General features: G+C 40.1%; 15 protein-coding genes. 13 read left to right on the top strand and 2 right to left on the bottom strand.

Going from position 1 to position 20,761, the window contains the following annotated elements:
- The first annotated feature begins 235 nt into the window (after positions 1-235).
- The 4 genes from DC53_RS12345 to DC53_RS12355 all read left to right on the top strand — a co-directional run bounded on the left by DC53_RS12345 (position 236) and on the right by DC53_RS12355 (position 6,259).
- Positions 236-1,291, top strand: coding sequence for an OmpA family protein (locus DC53_RS12345; protein WP_007376227.1), 1,056 nt, complete (start codon positions 236-238; stop codon positions 1,289-1,291).
- A gap of 292 nt (positions 1,292-1,583) precedes the next feature.
- Positions 1,584-4,181: a bifunctional aconitate hydratase 2/2-methylisocitrate dehydratase gene (acnB, locus tag DC53_RS12350; RefSeq protein WP_033029220.1), complete on the top strand. Its 2,598-nt coding sequence runs from the start codon at positions 1,584-1,586 to the stop codon at positions 4,179-4,181.
- A 200-nt stretch (positions 4,182-4,381) separates the two neighbouring features.
- Positions 4,382-5,014, top strand: coding sequence for a 2OG-Fe dioxygenase family protein (locus tag DC53_RS0120470; protein WP_007376232.1), 633 nt, complete (start codon positions 4,382-4,384; stop codon positions 5,012-5,014).
- Positions 5,015-5,023: 9 nt separating this feature from the next.
- Complete coding sequence (locus tag DC53_RS12355; protein ID WP_033029218.1) at positions 5,024-6,259, top strand: cysteine desulfurase-like protein; 1,236 nt, start codon at positions 5,024-5,026, stop codon at positions 6,257-6,259.
- Positions 6,260-6,279: 20 nt separating this feature from the next.
- Here DC53_RS12355 and DC53_RS12360 read toward each other — a convergent pair whose 3' ends face one another.
- A complete protein-coding gene (locus DC53_RS12360) occupies positions 6,280-6,984 on the bottom strand; it encodes a 2OG-Fe(II) oxygenase (protein WP_033029215.1) in 705 nt (234 codons plus the stop codon).
- 33 nt (positions 6,985-7,017) lie between these two features.
- Between DC53_RS12360 and DC53_RS12365 the strand changes: the two genes are divergently transcribed.
- From DC53_RS12365 to DC53_RS12395, 7 genes are all read left to right on the top strand, one after another.
- Complete coding sequence (locus tag DC53_RS12365) at positions 7,018-7,416, top strand: acyl-CoA thioesterase (protein WP_033029213.1); 399 nt, start codon at positions 7,018-7,020, stop codon at positions 7,414-7,416.
- Positions 7,417-7,616: 200 nt separating this feature from the next.
- Positions 7,617-8,588 (top strand): aldose epimerase family protein, encoded by a 972-nt coding sequence (locus DC53_RS12370; protein WP_033029211.1) that lies wholly within the window; start codon positions 7,617-7,619, stop codon positions 8,586-8,588.
- A 190-nt stretch (positions 8,589-8,778) separates the two neighbouring features.
- Complete coding sequence (locus tag DC53_RS12375; RefSeq protein WP_033029209.1) at positions 8,779-11,526, top strand: TonB-dependent receptor; 2,748 nt, start codon at positions 8,779-8,781, stop codon at positions 11,524-11,526.
- A gap of 192 nt (positions 11,527-11,718) precedes the next feature.
- Positions 11,719-13,263 carry a tryptophan halogenase family protein gene (locus tag DC53_RS12380; RefSeq protein ID WP_033029208.1) on the top strand — a complete coding sequence of 515 codons (1,545 nt, stop codon included), beginning with the start codon at positions 11,719-11,721 and terminating at the stop codon, positions 13,261-13,263.
- A gap of 12 nt (positions 13,264-13,275) precedes the next feature.
- A complete protein-coding gene (locus tag DC53_RS12385) occupies positions 13,276-14,037 on the top strand; it encodes a SapC family protein (RefSeq protein ID WP_033029205.1) in 762 nt (253 codons plus the stop codon).
- A 53-nt stretch (positions 14,038-14,090) separates the two neighbouring features.
- Positions 14,091-15,569 (top strand): SLC5 family protein, encoded by a 1,479-nt coding sequence (locus tag DC53_RS12390; RefSeq protein WP_033029203.1) that lies wholly within the window; start codon positions 14,091-14,093, stop codon positions 15,567-15,569.
- Positions 15,570-15,890: 321 nt separating this feature from the next.
- Entirely contained in the window at positions 15,891-18,023 is a 2,133-nt protein-coding gene (locus DC53_RS12395; protein WP_033029201.1) for an alpha-galactosidase, read from the top strand.
- 69 nt (positions 18,024-18,092) lie between these two features.
- Here the strand turns inward: DC53_RS12395 and DC53_RS12400 are convergent, their stop codons facing one another.
- Positions 18,093-18,794, bottom strand: a complete 702-nt coding sequence (locus DC53_RS12400) for a FadR/GntR family transcriptional regulator (protein ID WP_007376246.1) — start codon at positions 18,792-18,794, stop codon at positions 18,093-18,095.
- A gap of 197 nt (positions 18,795-18,991) precedes the next feature.
- On the opposite strand from DC53_RS12400, the gene DC53_RS12405 reads away from it, so the two are divergent.
- Positions 18,992-19,750: an SDR family NAD(P)-dependent oxidoreductase gene (locus DC53_RS12405; RefSeq protein ID WP_007376247.1), complete on the top strand. Its 759-nt coding sequence runs from the start codon at positions 18,992-18,994 to the stop codon at positions 19,748-19,750.
- Between the two features lie 3 nt (positions 19,751-19,753).
- Positions 19,754-20,695, top strand: a complete 942-nt coding sequence (locus DC53_RS12410; RefSeq protein WP_033029198.1) for a 2-dehydro-3-deoxygalactonokinase — start codon at positions 19,754-19,756, stop codon at positions 20,693-20,695.
- The last annotated feature ends 66 nt before the right edge of the window (positions 20,696-20,761 follow it).

Here is a 20,761-nt window from a genome sequence, read left to right as displayed (position 1 = left end):
TATCGCAGGCTATCGATTTATAAAAAAACCACAACTATAAATTATTTGCAGAGTAGGTAATATTTTTAATTTCACCTACAATGGGTGGTTGGATGTCGTTATAGATCATTAAAAAATTTATAAACTTTATTATTCGTTAAGTATTGATTAACAAAGGTTCGGTTAGTCTGTATAAAACAGATTGAGCTAGTATTGATTAGCTACAATTTTTAATTGTTAAAATGGGAAGAAAACAATGAAATTAAAATCACTTACAATCGCAATTGCGTTAGCTGCAACTAGCGTATCTACATTTGCTGCAGATAAAGAAGAAGGTTTCTACATTGGCGCATTTGGTGACTACTATGACGCATCTTGGAAAAACATGCGTGCCCAAGCTGGTCTTGATGTAAATGAATCAACTGGTTGGGGTGTTGAAGCTGGTTACCGTTTCAGTGATTACTGGAGCGCACGCCTAGAATATGCAGACATGGATTTTAATGCTTTTGATAAAGTTGCTGGCAACCGCAACAGTATTGATGGCGAGCGTTACGGTATTGATGCTCTTTATCATTTAAATGGCGGTCCTTTCTACGGTCTTTTCGGTATTAAAGAAATGGACGTAGTAGATGACAACACATTCTTAAATGCAGGTGTTGGTTACCAACATTTCATTACAGATGGTTTATTTGTAAATGCTGAAACAGCTGTATACCAAGGTCTTGACCGTGGTTACACAGATGTAGGCGCTAAAATTGGTATTAACTACTTATTTGGCCAAAACTCAGCACCAGTTGAGCCAGTAAAACCAGCTCCAGAAGTAGTTGAAGTTGCAGTTGCTCCTTCAGACAGCGACAATGATAATATTTTAGATGCTGACGATAGATGTCCAAACACGCCAATGACTGACGCAGTTGATGGCACTGGTTGTACTTTATATGAAGATAAAGAAGTAACTGTAAGCTTATTAGTGACTTTCCCTAATAATACATCAGCAGTATCTACTCAGTACTTAAATGATATCGAAAAAGTATCTGAGTTCTTAAAAGAGTACCCAGGTACAACAGTGCTTTTAGAAGGTCACACTTCAGCTGTAGGTAAAGCAACTTACAATAAATGGTTATCTAAAAAGCGTGCTGATGCTGTAGCTAAGCAACTTGTTGCTGATGGTATTGCTCAAGATCGCATTACTACAGTTGGTTTAGGTGAAGAGCGTCTTAAAAATGATGCAAACACTAAAGCTGCAAACGCAGAAAACCGTCGTGTAGAAGCGCATATCAAAACTATCAAAAACGTTAAAGTTTTACGTTAATTAAATAGTTTGTAATAGAAACCCAGCCAAGCGCTGGGTTTTTTTATGTCTGTAATAAATTAATATTGGTTAATGGTAATGATTATTACTTAACAAGTATTCATGGGAATAGTTTTTACTACAACCACTATTCATAGTATTTATAATCGGTATAATCAGTTGCGTAACTGGATGGATTTTCATCTATCCATAAAAGCTTTATAATTACGCGTTAGAATACTATAAGTATTGGGTAACTTATTTGCGCTTGAAGCGCTACCGGATACTTTCACGTCACCAAGAGGGCAATATTGTGCTACAAGAATATCGTAAACACGTAGAAGAACGTGCCGCGTTAGGTATCGTACCAGCGCCATTAGATGCTCAGCAAACTGCTGATCTTATTGAATTAATCAAAACTCCACCTGCAGGTGAAGAAGAATTCATTTTAGATTTGTTTATTCAGCGTATACCAGCGGGTGTTGACGATGCTGCTTATATTAAAGCGGGATTTTTAGCAGCTATAGCTAAAGGTGAAACTAATTCTCCACTTGTTTCTAAAGAAAAAGCGGCAGAATTATTAGGTACAATGTTGGGCGGTTACAATATCGCACCAATGATTGACCTACTTGATGACGAAACACTTGCACCAATCGTAGTTAAAGGCCTTTCAAATACATTACTTATGTTTGATGCGTTCTACGATGTTGAAGAAAAAGCAAAAGCGGGTAATACATTCGCTAAGCAAATTATTGAGTCTTGGGCAAATGCGCAATGGTTTACTAATAAGCCAGCTGTTGCTGAAAAGATCTCAGTTACTGTATTTAAAGTAACTGGCGAGACAAACACTGATGACTTATCACCAGCACCAGATGCATGGTCTCGTCCAGATATCCCACTTCATGCTTTAGCAATGCTAAAAATTGAACGTGATGGAATTACACCAGACAAGCCAGGCGAAGTAGGTCCAATCTCTCAGCTTGAAGAATTAAAAACTAAAGGCTTACCACTTGCATATGTAGGTGATGTTGTTGGTACTGGTTCTTCTCGTAAGTCTGCAACTAACTCTGTACTTTGGTTCATGGGCGATGATATCCCATTCGTACCAAATAAGCGTGTTGGCGGTGTATGTCTAGGTAATAAAATTGCTCCAATCTTCTTCAATACAATGGAAGATTCAGGTGCATTACCAATCGAATTAAATGTTGATGAGCTTAACATGGGTGAGCAAATCGATATTTACCCGTACGAAGGTGTTGTTAAGAGCCACGGTACTGACAAAGTAATCTCAACTTTTGAACTTAAATCTGATGTAATTTTAGATGAAGTTCGTGCTGGTGGTCGTATACCACTTATCATTGGTCGTGGTTTAACTGATAAAGCACGTACATCACTTGGCCTAGGTCCAACTGATGTATTTAAAGTACCAACAGTGACAGAAGTTTCTGAAAAAGGCTTCACACTAGCGCAAAAAATGGTTGGTAAAGCGTGTAACGTTCCAGGTATTCGCCCAGGCCAATATTGTGAACCTAAAATGACAACTGTTGGCTCGCAAGATACAACAGGTCCTATGACACGTGACGAACTTAAAGACTTAGCATGTTTAGGTTTTTCTGCAGATTTAACAATGCAGTCTTTCTGTCATACGTCGGCTTACCCTAAACCAATCGATGTAAACACTCACCATACGCTTCCTGATTTCATCATGAACCGTGGCGGTGTGTCACTTCGCCCAGGTGATGGTGTAATTCACTCATGGTTAAACCGTATGTTATTACCAGATACTGTAGGTACTGGTGGTGATTCACATACACGTTTCCCATTAGGTATTTCATTCCCAGCAGGTTCGGGTGCAGTAGCATTCGCAGCAGCTACAGGTGTTATGCCTCTTGATATGCCTGAGTCAATTTTGGTTCGCTTTAAAGGTGAAATGCAACCAGGTATCACTTTACGTGACCTTGTACATGCAATCCCTTACTTCGGTATTAAAGAAGGTTTATTAACAGTTGAGAAAAAAGGTAAAATTAACGAATTCTCTGGTCGTGTACTAGAAATTGAAGGCGTTGAACACCTAACTGTTGAGCAAGCGTTCGAACTATCAGATGCATCTGCAGAGCGTTCTGCAGCAGGTTGTGCGGTTAAACTTTCTAAAGAGTCTATCGCAGAATACCTAGAATCAAACATTGTTATGCTTAAATGGATGATCTCTGAAGGTTACGGCGATGTACGTACTATTGAGCGTCGTATTACTGCAATGCAAGATTGGTTAGCTAACCCAGAACTAATGGAAGCTGATGCTGATGCAGAGTACAAGCATGTACTTGAAATTGATTTAGCTGAGATTAAAGAGCCCGTTCTTTGTGCTCCAAATGACCCAGATGATGCGCGCTTACTATCTGACGTTACTGGCGAGAAAATCGACGAAGTGTTCATCGGTTCTTGTATGACTAACATCGGTCATTTCCGCGCAGCGGGTAAATTACTAGATGGCTTTAAAGGTCAGTTACCAACTCAACTTTGGGTTGCTCCACCAACTAAGATGGATAAAGACCAGCTTACTGAAGAGGGTTACTACGGTATCTTTGGACGTGTTGGTGCACGTATCGAAACACCAGGTTGTTCACTTTGTATGGGTAACCAAGCACGCGTTGCAGACAAAGCAACGGTTGTGTCTACCTCTACACGTAACTTCCCTAACCGTTTAGGTAATGGTGCAAACGTATTCTTAGCATCAGCAGAACTTGCTGCTGTAGCGGCTATCTTAGGTAAATTACCTACTCCAGCTGAGTACCAAGAGTATGCAGCGAAGATCAATGCAACGGCTGCAGATACTTACCGTTACTTGAACTTCCACCGTATGCCTGCTTACACTAAAAAAGCAGACAAGGTTATTATTCAACAAGCTGTATAATTTTTAAAGTTTGTTTAAAAACCCGCTTCGGCGGGTTTTTTATTGACTAAAATAAATATTAGATAGTTCATGCTTCTTTTTTTGTATTTTTGTATTAACTCTGGCCTTAAGTTGTTTTTAAGTTGAGTAATAAAGCAAAAAATCCTCTCAATATGCATTAAAATCCTCACCAATATTCTCATTATTTTAGGCGAGATTTTATGACAGCATTAAACAACCAGAATTTACTGCAACTACGTTTTATTAACCAAGTAAATATTGATTTGGTTAAGCCTTCTTTTGATAACCTGCCTGCAAATCCATATGCAGATGGTGCTTTTCGTAAACGTCGTTATTCAGTAGTTAAAATGCAAAATGGTGAAATAAAGTTACAAAAAACCAAAGCATTTGTTCAAGACGATTCAATTAATACTTTTCAGGGTAATGTAGAGCGTACTTACGAAAACCTAGAGCAAAGTTTACTTGAATCAGAGGGTATGAAAAATATCGTCAATGAGTTTCGCCAACTTACCGGTATTGATGAGCAGCGCGATATTGAAATTCATCAGTTCCGCATGCTTGCCATTGATAGCGATACACCTGCAGCGCCAGAAGGCGTTCATCAAGATGGTTTTGACCATGTATGTATATGCGGCGTATCTCACGAGAACTTAGAAGGTGGCGAACTGCTTGTATACGAAAACAAGCAAGCTGAGCCTTGTTTTAAAATGGAAATAAAAGACGGCATGTTTGCATTAATAAACGACCGTCAAGTGTGGCACAACGCAACACCGATGAACAAAATTGATGCTAGCAAACCAGGTTACCTGGATTGTTTTGTATTAACGTCTTAAGGAATAAGCATGAACATAACGCAATTACGTGAGCAGTTTCCAGCATTAATGCAAGACGTTGATGGTAAATCGCCAATATTTTTAGACGGACCAGGCGGCTCGCAGGTACCAACATCGGTGCTTACTGCGATGACTGCTTATTTAGGTCATTATAATTCGAACTTAGGTGGCGCGTTTTTTTCAAGTGATAAAACGGTTGAGTTGATGGCGAATGCGCGCCAAGCCGCCGCTGACTTACTTAATGCACCTAGCTCACAACAAATTGTGTTTGGTCCAAACATGACCAGCCTCACATTTAGCTTTAGCCGTGCAATTTCGCGTGATTGGCAGGCTGGCGATGAAATAATTGTAACTAACGCTGATCATTTCTCGAATGTATCGTCGTGGCAACAAGCCGCAGAAGATAAAGGTGTTGTTGTAAATACTGCGCTTATTAACGAAGCTGATTGCAGCTTAGATATGGCGCAGTTTGAAAGCTTATTAAACAGTAATACTAAGCTTGTTGCGGTAACGTATGCGTCAAATACCACAGGTTCAATTAATAATATTAAACGCATTGTAGAGCTTGCTCACAGCGTAGGCGCACTTGTTTATGTTGATGCAGTACATTACGCACCGCATGAACTTGTTGATGTACAAGCACTTGATTGCGACTTTTTAGCTTGCTCGGCGTATAAGTTTTTTGGTCCGCATTTGGGTATGGTTTACGGTAAAAAAGAGCATTTAGATGGGTTTACACCGTACAAAGTTGAGCCAGCTAAAGACATAGCACCAGGTCGCTGGGAAACCGGCACACAAAGCTTTGAAGCAATGGCTGGTTTTATCGCGGCTGTTGATTACATTGCGGCGATTAGTGAGCTTGATGATAGCCATTCACGCCGCGAAAAGTTAAGCATAGCTTTTGCTAAAACTAAACAGCACGAAATGGCGCTTAGCGAACACTTTTTAACGCGCTTAGTTAATTATCCACGCATTAATTTGTTTGGTATTGATGATTTTGATCGCCTTAATGAGCGTACACCTACCTTTGCGCTAACTTTCGAAGGGCTTGAGCCACGCGCAGTTTCAGAATTTTTAGGCAAACAGCATATTTGTGTGTGGGACGGTAACTTTTACGCGCAAGGTTTGTGTAAGCAGTTAGGTGTACTCGACAAAGGCGGTGTAGTGCGTATTGGTTGTATGCACTACAACACCATTGAAGAGCTAGATCAGTTGTTTAATTTATTTGATGAACTGCTCGGTTAAATAATACTGATTTTGGTGCGCTAACTCTTAGGCGCACCATATATTTGTTCTGCTCGATTAAACAGTACCCACGATGTTAAAATATACTTATCGTTTGATACTGGCTTATTGCCTCTATGAGTATGTGTAAAGTAGCCAGGTGCTATTACCATAGTGCCTTTTTTAGGGGCTATTTTACGGTTTTGATAATAAAACTCTGTTTCACCACCTTCTTCTACATCGTTTAAGTAAAACATAAATAGCAACACGCGATGTAATGCTTCATTGTGCTGTAGCTGCGGATAAACTTCACTGTGCCAGTAAGGGTAGCCACCTTTGTTTACTTCGTATTTTTGCGCTTGAATATTGCCAAGTCTAAAAATCTGCTGCACTAAAACGGGGAGTTGCGGCTTTCCTACTTCTTCAAAATTAGCATGAGTTAAATCAACTACTTCCCCCGTTTTTGGATGATATACCTTTAAACCAAACGCCCCAATCATCATAAAAATATGCTCTTCAACATACTTAAAAACATGCTGTGCAGTTGTTTGTTGTATATGTTTTAATTGCTGAGCATATTCGGGGTGATTATTTAAGTGTAGATCGTGGCTGTCTTTTTTCTTTAGATCGACACCGCCCGATGTCACCCCTTGTCTTACATGCGGGCTTTGCGCGAATGTGGTAATAAATTCATCGCAAAAATCATTGCTTAGCGCGTTATCGTATACGCGAATAAAGTCCGTCATGAGTAACCTTTATATAATTATTATTGGATTTTTATGTTTATTGAAAAAGTGATGCCGCGCTTTAGTGAAACTGATGCGCTCGGACATATTAACAATACCGTACTCCCGGTATGGTTTGAAGTTGCACGTGCACCTATTTTTAAGTTTTTTACGCCTGATTTAAATCCACATGATTGGAAGTTGATAATTGCCAAAGTTGAAGTGTCGTTTGTAGGCGAATTATTTTATGGCCACGAAGTAACAGTAAAAACCTCTGTAGAGCATATAGGCACTAGCTCTTTTACGCTTAGGCAAGAAGCATGGCAACATGATAAATGCTGCGCAATAGGTAAAGCCGTTATGGTGAGATACGATTTTATCGCAAAATCAAAGCAGGCCCTTAGTATTGACGAAAAAACAGCGCTTAATGAGCATATATGCCAAAGAAGCTGACCTTGAGGAGCCTATATTTTATATAACCTCCGGCGAAGCTTAATTATTGTAAATAAATAATGGCAGCTGTAAATTTTTATCGAGAAATTTTAACGTATTTAGATTGAGTTACAGGCTTCAGTTATATACTATTTATAATATATATTGTTGCGCCGTCATAACAGAAAATGTTAATTCGGTAATTTGATTGGAGAATACATGTGGTAGCTATTGCCAATAACCAGCTTTTACAAGTTATTCAGCTCAGTGATGGTAAAGATTTAACCGCTGAAATTTTGCCATTTGGTGCAATAATTAAAAGCATAAAGTTTAAAAAGCAAGAAATGACACTTTGCGTCGATGACCCTCAATACTATCTTGAAAACCCATTTTACCTTGGCGCTACAGTAGGTAGATACGCTAACCGTATTGCAAAGGGGCGTTTCAGCTTATCTGGTACGCAGTATCAATTAGAAACGAACAACGGCCCTAATAGCTTACATGGCGGTGTTAAAGGCTTTAATAAAGTACTTTGGCAAGTAACCAAACAAACTGAAAGTGAAGTTGAGCTTTATTATTGCTCGCCCGATGGTGAGCAAGGCTTCCCCGGTGAGTTACAGGTTTGGCAAACGATTAGTGCTAAAAATGGCGAGCTTGCATTACGCTTTAAAGCTACGACTAACAAAGAAACACTCGTTAATTTTACTAACCATTGTTATTTTAACCTTGATGGCAGCGAATCAATTAATGATCATTCTGTTCAAGTAAATACCAGTCACTACCTTCCCATCGATAAAACCAGCATCCCGCTTAATGAAGCGGCATTAGTGACAGGTACTTGTTTTGATTTTACTAAACCAAGTCAAGTTGGGGAGGCATTAAGCGCCATTCATCCTCAGCTAGAAGCTGGAAATGGCTTTGACCACTGCTATATTTTTAATGATGACAGCAGTTTAAAGACGATGGCTACATTAATCTCGCCACACACGAAGGTTAATTTAACGCTCAAAAGCACTCAGCCAGGTATGCAGTTATACACCGCTAACTTCGTCGGTGCGCCGTTTAAAGCACGACAAGCTTTGTGTTTTGAAGCGCAAAATTGGCCTGACGCGCCAAACCGTGAAAATTATCCAAAAGCTAATTTATTACCTGATGAAGTTTATGAGCAGGTTATTATTTACGCATTTTCGTAATTAACTCAATATGTTGATGTTAATTTAAAGAAAATAAAAAGAAAAAATACGGTAATAAATAACGCCCTACAATCAAGGAAAAGGTTGCACTCCAGCTTGATTTAAAGTATTTATAATATAAATAGTATTTGAAACTATTTGCACTACCACAACGACACAACGACTACACACAATCAGGAGTTTTTAAAAAATGATAATTAACAATAAGTTATCGTTCAACAAGAAAACCGCGATCAGTATTGCTATCACTGGCATATTGGCAAGCGGAAACGTTGCAGCTCAAGGCGCTGAAGGCGATACGCCTACAGTAGTAAATGAGGATGTTGAAGTTATCGCAGTAACGGGTATCCGCAGCAGCTTACGTTCATCAATGTTAGATAAAAAAGCATCTAATGTTGTTACAGACGGGATTAAAGCAGAAGATCTTGGTAAATTTCCTGATTTAAACGTCGCAGAATCTCTACAACGTATTACAGGTGTAGCAATTGACCGCAGTGGTGGTGAAGGACAAGCGGTAACTATTCGTGGTTTTGGTCCACAATTTAATACTGTACTTGTTAATGGTCGTCAAATTGCGACAGACAGTGCAGGTCGTGAATTTAATTTTGATGTATTAGCCGCAGATCAAATCACCGGTGCTGATATTTATAAAAGTAATACAGCAACGCTTCAAGAAGGCGGCATTGGTGGTACGGTTAACGTAACTACAGCACGTCCTTTTGATTTTGGTGGTTTACATATTTTAGGTTCAGTTAAAGGTATGTACGAAAGCCTTTCTGAAGAAGTATCCCCATCAACATCATTCTTAATAAGTAATACGTTTAACGATGATAAGCTAGGTGTGCTTTTTGCCATCACTAATCAACAACGTAAACTTCAAAATAACCAAATTTTAACGGCAGGTTGGCGCGGCGGCCAAACAATCTCTAATCCAACTGATGGTGTATTGTTTGAAAATGCCTATATTCCACGTAACTGGGACCAAGTTGTTGATGAGCAAGACCGTGAGCGTACAAATGCAAGTTTAGTACTGCAATATGCGCCATCTGACGATGTTACTATTACTGTTGATGGCATGATTTCAAAATTTGAAGTTGATTCAACAGTACGCGATTTAGCATCTTGGTTCGAACCAGACCGCGTAGGTAGCGCAACGATTGATCCAGAAACAGGCACGCTTTTAACTTTCTCTCAAGAAGTGGGTTTAGGTGCGCCAAGTGGCGACCCTGCAAGTGATTTTGTGTCGCACACTCGTAACTCTCGTGATGTAACTAACAAAGCATTTGGTATTAATGTTGACTGGCAAGTAAACGAGTCACTAAAAGCAAAGTTTGATGTATCTCGCTCAACAGCTGAAAACGACCGTGCAGGTACTGACCGTTTTAATGTTGTAGGTATTATTAATAGCTATAGCTTTGATGGTACAGGCAGTGTTCCTACTGTTCAGCATGACGGGTTTGAAAATGGTTCACTCCCAGATCCTAGCCTTGCGCGCCTTCACTACAATGAAGTCGGTCTTCAGTTTACAGATGAAGATGAAATTACTGAAGTAAAAGCCGATTTTGAATACGTGCCAGATAAAGGCCCTGTAGATCGAATCAACTTTGGTGCTTATCGCCAAGAGCGTGAAAAATCAAGTTTTCAAGTTTATGGTACTCAATGTCAATTTTGTGGTTATGGGACGCAAGCACCACTTGATGCAATTGATTTTGAAGCTTATACAGCGAGTAACTACTTCCCTGGTTTGATCGATACATTTTATAGCTACGATGGTGATAAAATGCTTGATTATTTAGCCGATCAAGGTTTCCCAGTAGAGCCAACATTACAAAATAACCGCTACACAATCAACGAAGACATCACCAGCCTATACATGGACTTTACGCTTGGTTTTGACCTTGCGGATATGCCTGTAACCGTTAACTTAGGTGCACGTTATTCTGAAACTGATATTGAAGTAGCTGCAATACAGAGCTTTATTAGTGATGTAATCCCAACGACGGATGCAACTTTGTTTGCTAACGTATTTGGTCCGGCTACAAGCATTGAACAAGGGACTAGCTACTCAAACTTACTACCATCTTTAAATGTTAAGTTAGAACTGCAAGACAATATGATTTTACGTTTTGCTACGTACGACAGTATTACTCGTCCAACGATGTCGCAGTTATCACCAGCGACTACGTTTAACGAGCCTCGTCGTCAAAACTTAACGGCAAATGGTGGCAACCCTGCTCTTAAGCCATTCCAATCAGAAAACTGGGATATTTCTTACGAGTGGTACTACAACGATGCTAACTTATTTAGCTTTGCAGTATTTAGTAAAGAAGTTGACGACTTCATTGTCACGCTAACAGGTGCAGAAACATTTGAAATGTCTGACCGTTCGGGTCCTGATTTTGCGTGTACTACATGTACAGACCAAGCTGATGATGAACTCAATGGTAGCTCAGAGGTATACACAGTAACTCGCCCTCAAAATGGTGAGTCAGCTAAAGTAACGGGCTATGAAGTTGGTGTGACGCACATATTTGATAATGGCTTTGGTATTATAGCCAATGCCACAGTCGTAGATAGTGACATTAGCGTAGGCGCAGACACCACACAAACATTTGCACTTGAAGGTTTAGGCGATTCGCAAAACTTAATATTGTTTTATGAGCAAGATAACTGGCAAGCACGTGTTGCATTTAACAACCGTGAAGGCTTTTTACGCTTAGTTGATAATGGCTTTAACGGTGAACCAGTGAACGTAGAAACTTACGGTCAGTGGGATATTAGTGCAAGCTACGATATTAACGAAAACTTCACTATTTTTGCAGAGGGCATCAATATTACTGAGGAAGAGTTAGTACAAACAGGTCGTTTTGCTAACCAAATCTATTCAGTAGAAGATAATGGCTCACGTTACGCGTTTGGTATTCGCGGATCGTTTTAATTAATGTTTGAGGCGAACTTCTCGCCTCTTGTTTCATTGCAGCACTTTGGTGCTAATACCAATTAGGTTAATTTAACAGTAATGTATATTAGTTAATCTAATTGGCTAAAATGGAACCACATTAAATCCAAATGCCCTACCGGGCATTTGTTGTATAAAACGTTATCAAAGATACTCAAAGAGTAGTCCATTATGAATAAAACAATAAAAACAATAAAAACAATAAAAACAATCGCAGTAATTGGTGGCGGCACAGCAGGATGGTTGAGCGCTGCAATTATAGCTTCGTATCACCAAGGTAAAAATGGTGATGGCTTAAAAGTGATGTTGGTTGAATCGTCAGATATTCCAACAATTGGTGTAGGTGAAGGTACCTGGCCCACGATGAAAAACACACTTCAGCAAATAGGTTTGCGTGAAGTTGATGTATTTAAAGCCTGTAACGCCACCTTTAAACAAGGCGGTAAATTTGTAAATTGGACGCACGGCAACAACGACTTTTACTACCATCCATTTACTGTACCGCTAGGCTACGGCCGCATAGATTTAGCCCCTTATTTAGATAATGTTGAAGATTTTGCACAGCAAACTAATTTTCAACATGATATTTGCGAAGCAAGCTTAGCCCCAAGAGGTATAGCGCAAGGTGAATATCAAGGTAACTGTAATTACGCTTATCACTTAGATGCCGGCGCTTTTGCAGAAATGCTTAAACAGCATTGTAAAAGTAAGCCTGGCGTAGAGCATATTATTGGTACTGTTGATCAGGTAAAACTTGATGACGATGGTGCAATAAATGAGCTTACTCTAAAAGATCAAACCCGCATTATAAGCGCCGATTTATTTATAGACTGTACTGGTTTTTCATCATTGTTATTAGGCCAAGCGCTCAACGTACCGTTTAAAAAAATGGACCACGTGCTATTTAACGACAGCGCACTGGCGATGCAAGTCCCTTACGATGAAAACGATGACTCCTTAGCCAGCCATACCATAGCAACAGCGCAAAACGCTGGATGGATTTGGGATATAGGTTTAACGCATCGTCGTGGTGTAGGGCATGTATATTCAAGCAAATTTTTATCAGACGATGAAGCAGAGCAAAACTTACGAAACTATTTAGGCGATGCAGCAAATGGTTTAACTGCCCGTAAAATTAGCTTTGAGTCGGGCTACCGTGAGAAGTTTTGGCATAAAAACTGTGTTGCAGTGGGTATGTCAGCAGGGTTTGTAGAGCCGCTTGAAGCAACCGCTATTATGCTTGTTGAAATTTCAGCACGCTTTGTAGCAGAGCATATGCCAGCAGATACACAAGTAATGCCTATTGTAGCTAAACGCTTTAACGAGCAAATGAACTACCGCTGGCAGCGCATTATCGACTTTTTAAAGCTCCATTACATGCTAACCAAGCGCCCAGAACCTTACTGGCAAGCACATGTACATCCGGACACTATTCCACAAACCCTGCAAGAAGATTTACTGCTTTGGGGAAGCCGTGGCCCGCTTATTCAAGATTTTCATGGCGCATTAGAGTTATTCCCAGCCGCCAGCTACCAGTACGTTTTATATGGTATGGGCTTCAAACCAGACTTTACTAAACAGGCTTATTTGTATTCACAAGACGCGCAAGCCAAACAAATAATTGAACGTAACAGCCAGCTTACACAGCAGATGTTGCAAACTTTGCCGCCACACCGCGCTTATATTGAGCAGTGGTTAGCGGCTAACCCAGTTTAAGGATGTGTAACTATGGCTATTAGTGAACTAGTAAACACCAAACACCAAACATTAAAAATTAACCCTAATGCAGGTGTTGAATATGCAAAAACGCAGCATTTAGTTAATTTAAGAGCTAACGAAGTGGCAAAAGCTGCATGCGACTTACCTATATTTTTAGCGCGAAATGCGCAAAACGGCAGTTATACCGTATCGGGTTTAACAAGCTTTAGTGCTGGGCAAAGTTTATTGGTTAATAACAACCAGTGGCAGGCGCTTTACACACCGGTATGTATACAAACTCACCCTCTTTATTTAATGACCCGTGAAGCAAATAGCAGCGACTACTTTATTGCGATTGATGATCAAAGCTCAGCCGTAAATACGCAGCAAGGCGAGGCACTATTTGATGCTAAAGGTAAGCCAAGCTTATTTTTAAATTCGCAACAAAAGCTACTTGAGAGCGATTTAAAAAATGATTATCAAACGTATCAATTTACCCAAGAAGTAGCGCGCTTAGGGCTTATTAAAAACATAGATATTGTATTGCAGTTTGAACAAGGCGAAACCCAAACTATTCAAGGTTTGAGCACCGTTGATGAAGACAAACTGCAAACTTTAGATAGCGATACCGTTGCAAACTTACACAAGCAAGGTTACCTAAGTGTGCTTAACAGTATGCTTATTTCACTGTTTCAGTTAAATGCATTGGTAAAGCTGCACAACCAACGTCCCGAACTTATGCCTTTAAAGCAAATTAAGTTAGAACTAAGTCGAGATGCGCACGCGTTGTAGCGTGCACTTTTTTATTACACAGACATTGCGCGTAACGCGTAGGAGACACACACATGTCAGATAACATTTTACAGCTGGTGGTTTTTGTTTTTGTCACCGCTTTAATTGGTGGCCTTACTTATTGGAAATGCCGAGGCCAAAATCGTAATAACGGACAAAGCCAAACCAAAGAGTATTTTTTAGCGGGCGGTGGCCTTACTTGGATGTTTGTTGCAGGTTCAATAACACTTACTAACTTAAGTACCGACCAACTAGTAGGTATGAATGGTAACCAAATGGCTTTGCTTGTTTGGTGGGAGCTTGCGGCGATTATTGGCTTAATTATTTTAGCTAAGGTCTTCATTCCTGTTTATTATAAATACAACTGTACTACCACCACAGAGCTTTTAGAAAAGCGCTATAACAACAAACATATTCGCGCTGTTATTGGGGGATTATTCTTTTTAGGTAATGCACTTATTTATATGCCAGCGGTTATTTATTCTGGCGCGCTATTTATGCAAACCATGTTTAAGGTTGATATTCCGCTAATGTATATTGCCACCGCATTTGCCATTATTGGTGCTATTTATGCGTTTTTTGGTGGTCTACGTGCAGTTGCAGTGTCTGATACTTACAACGGTTTACTGGTACTGGGTATGGCTGTTTTAGTGGTGTTTTTAGCACTAAATGCGATTAATTATGACTTTACGGGTATTCCTGAGGAGCGCTTAACACTCATAGGCGATGCTGATTCACCTATTCCATGGCCAACACTTTTAACCGGTATGATCTTTATTCAAATGTATTACTGGGGTACTAATCAAACAATTACACAACGAGCCATGGCTGCTCCTAATGTTAAAGAAGCACAAAAAGGTATATTTGCCGCAGCGGGAATTCGTTTTTTAATCGTCCCTGCAATTGTGGTATTACCGGGTATTATTTCGTTTAAACTTTACGGCGATATTGGCGACGCTGCTTATGGTCGAATTGTAGGTGATGTAATGCCAGCATGGTTAACCGGTGTGTTTGCAGCGGCAATGGCGGCGGCAGTGCTGTCTACTTACAACAGTTTATTAAATTCAGCTACAGCACTATACGTGTGTGACATTCACGAAGCTTACTTTAATAAAGAGCCAAGTGTTGTAAAGCTAAGTGGTTACGTAACATTGCTACTAACAAGCTTAACACTGGTACTTGTACCAATTTACCAGCAAGCCGACAGTATTATTAACTTGCTACAGCAATTAAATGGCTTATTAAGTATGCCTATATTCTCAATTTTTGTAGTGGGCTTATTATTTAAAAATGTTGATGCACGTGCAGGTATTGCAGCAGTAATTTTAGGTGTTGTAATGTACGGCATGCTTACGTTTGCAAACTCACCACTACATACTGACATTCATTACATTCACTTAATGCCAATTACACTGATTGTATGTGTAGCTTTTGCATTGATAGTAAATAAAGTGGTATTTGGTTTGAATGCGCAGTGGGCAGGTAAAACACCGGCACTTGATGACGCAGGACAAGTACAAGTACAAAAATAGATTGTAAATAGTTTAAGCTGACAAAATCGGTCATGGGGCAACTCTGGCCGATTTTTTATATATATTAAAAGCAATAACAGAGCTTTAAAGTGAGAGTTGGTTTAATACTCTTTATTACAGTGGTACTTCCAGTGAGTTTATCTGACTATTTGCGATGTAAAGACTATCAAAATCTAATTTGTATGATATATACTATTATTATTGGGTGTCACCATCTGATAGATTGTGGCTCAAGCAAAGAGATACATTTAGTAAATAGTGTAGCTTACTAATTTTCGTTATATTTATAACTCACACAATGAACAAGAGGATAGGAAAATCATGGCCGACACTAAATCATTTTATCGATTAGACAGTGTAAACAGCACCGTTATTTTCGACTGCCAGAGCAAAACACCGGCGTTACTGTACTTTGGTAAACGCCTATCTGAGCAAACAACAGAAACAATGCTTACTCAGCTTGCTACCCGTCAAGAAGTAAAATGTGCCGTGGTTGAAGAAGCGCCTATTTCTCTATCTCCTTTATTAGGCGAAGGCTTTACTGGCGCGCCAGGGCTTGAGCTAGTAAATGACTCAATCGCATGGTCAGTTGGGCCAGAGCTTCAAGAAGTGCGTCAGCCTTCAAGTGCGACTGTTGAGTTTGTAAGTGTAGATAAGCTTCGTGGTATTGAAGTCGTGCACAGCATTACGCTTGACAACAACAGTGACGTACTAAGTGCACATACTGTATTAACTAATTTAGGTGACTCACCACTGGGCGTTAATTTTTGCGCCGCGCCAACATTTCAATTGCCAGATAGCGTAAGCAAAATAGTGAGCTTTGAAGGTCGTTGGTCAAACGAATTCCAGCGTCAATCTGTTGATTTAGTGCTTGGGAGCTTTGTACGTGAAAACCGTAAAGGCAAAACATCACACGATGTATTTCCTGGTTTATTAGTGCATAACGAAAATACAGGCGAGCAACACGGCGAATGTTACGGCTTTCATTTAGGTTGGAGCGGTAACAATAAACTACGCGCAGAACTTTTAGCTGAAGGTCGTCGTTATGTACAAATGGGTGAGCTATTACTTCCTGGTGAGCTTACGCTTGCTAAAGGTCAAACGTATCAAAGCCCGAGCATTTATGGCTCGTTTTCAAGTGAAGGTTTTAGCGCGCTTTCTCGTAATTTCCATCGTTTTGTTAAAGCTAATTTACTTAGCCAAGCACAACGCGAAAAAACGCGCCCTGTGCATTACAACACATGGGAAGGTATTTACTTTGATCACGACGTAGACACGCTTAAGCAACTAGCCGACAAAGTAGCGCCGTTAGGTATTGAGCGTTTTGTACTTGATGATGGTTGGTTTAAAGGCCGCCGTGGCGACAATGCAGGCTTAGGTGATTGGACAGTAGATTACAAAATTTACCCAGATGGTTTATCGCCAGTTATAGATCATGTTAATAGCTTAGGTATGGAGTTTGGTATTTGGTTTGAACCAGAAATGGTTAACCCAGATAGCGATTTATACCGCGCGCATCCAGATTGGGTTTTAGGCTCTCAAAACAACGAACAGTTAAGCTTTAGAAATCAGCTTGTGCTTGATTTAACGCGCTCTGAGGTTGTTGAGTACTTATACAAAGCGATTGACGATATTTTAGTTGAATACCCAACTATTAAGTACATTAAATGGGATATGAACCGCGATATTAACCATGCGGGTAATTTTGATGGCAAGCCTGCTGTGCATCAGCAAACATTAGCACTTTATCGTTTAATTGATCGTATTAAAGGTGCGCACCCAGGGCTTGAAATAGAAAGCTGTTCGTCAGGTGGTGCACGTGTAGATTACGGCGTACTTGCACACACAGACCGTGTATGGACGTCAGATTCAAACGATGCGCTTGATCGCCTTGAAATACAGCGTGGATGTTCGTTCTTTTTCCCATCGTCGGTAATGGGTGCACACGTAGGCCCACGTGATTGTCATATCACAGGGCGTAATGTGAGCATTGAAATGCGTGCTGCGGTATCAATGTTTGGCCACATGGGCATTGAAATGGACCCACGTGAGCTGACCGATCACGAATACAATACACTCAAAGCGGCAATAGTACTTCATAAAGAGCATCGGGAGTTTATTCATAGCGCCGATTTATACCGCCTTGATAGCGACGATTTATCAATTAACTTTGGTTTAATCGATGAGCAAAAAACAAAAGCGTTATTTGCCTATAATAGCGTTCGCGAAACACCGCGTACAGCGCCTAATAAATTACGCTTTGTTGGCCTAGATACCGATGCACAATATACACTTAATTTAGTGTGGCCGGTAAAATTTGAAGAGTATCGCCCATCTTCTATTGCTGTGGTAAATGGTCAAACATTTACAGGTGAAGCGTTAATGCAGTTTGGCTTACAAATGCCAATTTCATTCCCGCAAACATCGCTTATTTTTGAACTTACAAAAGCGTAATTTTAAATATGGGCAGCAAAAAGGGAGCTAATTAGCTCCCTTTTTTAATCTGTCAAAAATAACTTTTTACTACACCAGCTTTGATTCGATAAGCTCAAGCGCTTCTTCTAAAATAGTTTCTACTGCTTTTTTAGCCAGCTCTGGGTTACGTGATTTTATGGTATTTAAAATGTCTGCATGCTTTGCTACATCAGCACCGGGTACACCTTTAATATGGTTAGTGTAGCGAATACTTACACGTAATGCGGTGCTAATAAACTCAGTCAATTGTACAAAAAATCGATTGTTGCTGGCCACTAATATACTGGTATGAAAGGCAATATCAGCTTCGAGAGGATCATCTAATCCTTCATCGGCATCGGCCATACGCGCTAATGCATTATCTATTTCAACGAGTTGTTCAGCAGTTGCATTCACCGCTGCAAGCGCTGCAGCTTGAGGCTCAAGTGCTACACGGACTTGGGTAAATTCTTTTAATAAAGAAAGTGACGGTTTGCTGCTTAAAATCCAACGCAGTACGTCGGTATCAAACATGTTCCAGCTACTTTCAGGTAATACACGAATACCCTGCTTAGGACGCGACGAAATTAATCCTTTAGCAGAGAGCATTTTTACCGCTTCGCGAGTGGCGCTACGGCTCACATCGTATTTTATACATAAGTCAGCTTCCGACGGCAGACCTTCACTTACAGGGTACACGCCACGCACAATAGCAAAACCCAAATCATGGGTTAGTTGGTGTGTTAAGTTTTGACGAGGTTGGCTTTTCATTGTGCGAGTTTCCGAGTTCATATTGCTAGATTATATATCATATATCATATTAATGTACGTAAGGATATGGTATAAACTTTTTATTAGTTAAGTATTTTAACACAGTAATAACAATTTGGTTTGGCCCTTTATGTTGTAAGTATCAGTTTATAAAGGGTTTAAATAAGATTTTATATGTGCTGTATGGAGAGTTGAATTTGAACACCCTCGCTCAATATCATAGTCTTTCTGGTAAAGTTATTTTTATTACTGGTGGTGCATCAGGCATCGGTAGAGCAATGGTCGAATCATTTACTAAGCAAAATGCCAAAGTTGCTTTTATCGATATAGATGACGATGCTGCGCAGGCGCTCATTAACAATCTCCCACAAGCTAACTTATGGTACAGGCAAGTTGATGTAACTGATTCCCATGCTCTGCAGCAATCATTAGTTGATGCGTGTGCTGCCCTTGGTAGCGTCAATGTACTGGTCAATAACGTAGCAAACGATCGCCGTCAACCTAGCGAAGACGTTACAGTGCAAGACTGGGATCAGTGTCTGCAAATTAATTTAAATCCAGCCTTTTTTGCTTCCCAAGTCGCTATGTCATTTATGCAGCGAGAAGGGGCGGGCAGTATTATAAACTTTAGTTCTATCAATGCCATAATGGGCCAACCGCAAATGGCCGGTTACGTTACCGCTAAAGCAGGTCTTATAGGCATGACTAAGGCACTTGCTCGTGATTATGGCGAGTTTGGTATTCGCGTAAATGCTATTTTACCTGGGTGGGTGGCTACCGACCGTCAATTAGCAAGCTGGTTTACAGAGGCTGAGCAAGTAAAATGGATGGAAGCTATGGCGCTTAAAAAGCTAGTTTCACCTGAGGATGTTGCTAATTTAGCGATGTTTTTAGCGGCAGATGAAAGCAGTATGATTACCGGGCAGGGCATTAAAATTGACGGTGGGAGACTTTAAAGTTTGACTACTTCATCTCTTTTTATAGCCGTTGATTGGGGTACCAGTCATTTACGTGCTTATTTGTGCCGCGTTAACGCAAAACAACCGCTTACATTACTTGAACAACGTGATGGGCCTGGTGTTGTAAAAGTTAATCAAGACTTTGAGCAAACGCTTCTTAGTGCTATCGAGCCTTGGAGTCAGCAGTATGGCTGCGTACCTGTATATATAGCAGGGCAAATCACATCAAGCATAGGTTGGTACGAAACGCCCTATTTAGAGTGCCCTATAAACCCTGAGAGTTTGCTCGATGCTGCTATTAGCTTTAATTGTGCAGGGCATACTATTAAAGCGTTGCCGGGTACTAAATGTACCCTACAAAATTCTTTATTTGATGTAATGCGCGGTGAAGAGCTGCAAATTTTAGGGTTTTTAAAACAAAACCCAGAGTATCAACAGGGTAAAATATTACTGTGTTTACCAGGTACACATACTAAGTGGGTACTTATAAACCATGGTGAAATAATCTGCTTTAAAACCGCAATGACTGGCGAGTTATACGATTTACTGTGCCATCAAAGTGTATTGATACCCAGTGACTGTGAAGAGGGCGACTTTGATTGGAAAGCATTTGCTCAAGGGTGCAAACTCACGCTTGACAGTGATAGTGGTAATTTAGCGCATGGTATTTTTAGTGTGCGTACTCGTCAGCTTTCAAAGGAGTTAACACCTGTACAAGCTAAAGCGTATTTATCGGGTGTGTTAATTGGCAGTGACGTACGAGCAGCACGCCATGCCAGTGAGTGGCAGTTGCAAAGTAATACACAAGTTGTGGTAGTGGGAACCAAACAGCTTAATAAATGTTTTTCTACGGCACTTAACCAAATAGGCGTTAAATGTGTTGAGTTTGACATTAAAATGGCTACGTTGAGCGGTTTTAATTTTTTATATCAATCAGCTTAATTAAGTGAGCGATTTTGAAGTAAGAAAATCGGGTCGATAACAAGGTGAGAATTTCGTTATTTAGTT

It is taken from the genome of Pseudoalteromonas fuliginea (assembly GCF_000690055.1).
GTDB lineage: Bacteria > Pseudomonadota > Gammaproteobacteria > Enterobacterales > Alteromonadaceae > Pseudoalteromonas > Pseudoalteromonas fuliginea.
This window is presented reverse-complemented; position numbering and strand designations above follow the sequence as displayed.

What these genes read in the sequence shown, in the direction of transcription:
- DC53_RS12360 (WP_033029215.1), bottom strand. Translation starts at nt 6,984, where the DNA reads ATGACGGACTTTATTCGCGTATACGATAACGCGCTAAGCAATGATTTT.
- DC53_RS12355 (WP_033029218.1), top strand. Translation starts at nt 5,024, where the DNA reads ATGAACATAACGCAATTACGTGAGCAGTTTCCAGCATTAATGCAAGAC.
- DC53_RS12375 (WP_033029209.1), top strand. Translation starts at nt 8,779, where the DNA reads ATGATAATTAACAATAAGTTATCGTTCAACAAGAAAACCGCGATCAGT.
- DC53_RS12345 (WP_007376227.1), top strand. Translation starts at nt 236, where the DNA reads ATGAAATTAAAATCACTTACAATCGCAATTGCGTTAGCTGCAACTAGC.
- DC53_RS12400 (WP_007376246.1), bottom strand. Translation starts at nt 18,794, where the DNA reads ATGAAAAGCCAACCTCGTCAAAACTTAACACACCAACTAACCCATGAT.
- DC53_RS0120470 (WP_007376232.1), top strand. Translation starts at nt 4,382, where the DNA reads ATGACAGCATTAAACAACCAGAATTTACTGCAACTACGTTTTATTAAC.
- DC53_RS12385 (WP_033029205.1), top strand. Translation starts at nt 13,276, where the DNA reads ATGGCTATTAGTGAACTAGTAAACACCAAACACCAAACATTAAAAATT.
- DC53_RS12365 (WP_033029213.1), top strand. Translation starts at nt 7,018, where the DNA reads ATGTTTATTGAAAAAGTGATGCCGCGCTTTAGTGAAACTGATGCGCTC.
- DC53_RS12395 (WP_033029201.1), top strand. Translation starts at nt 15,891, where the DNA reads ATGGCCGACACTAAATCATTTTATCGATTAGACAGTGTAAACAGCACC.
- DC53_RS12380 (WP_033029208.1), top strand. Translation starts at nt 11,719, where the DNA reads ATGAATAAAACAATAAAAACAATAAAAACAATAAAAACAATCGCAGTA.
- DC53_RS12390 (WP_033029203.1), top strand. Translation starts at nt 14,091, where the DNA reads ATGTCAGATAACATTTTACAGCTGGTGGTTTTTGTTTTTGTCACCGCT.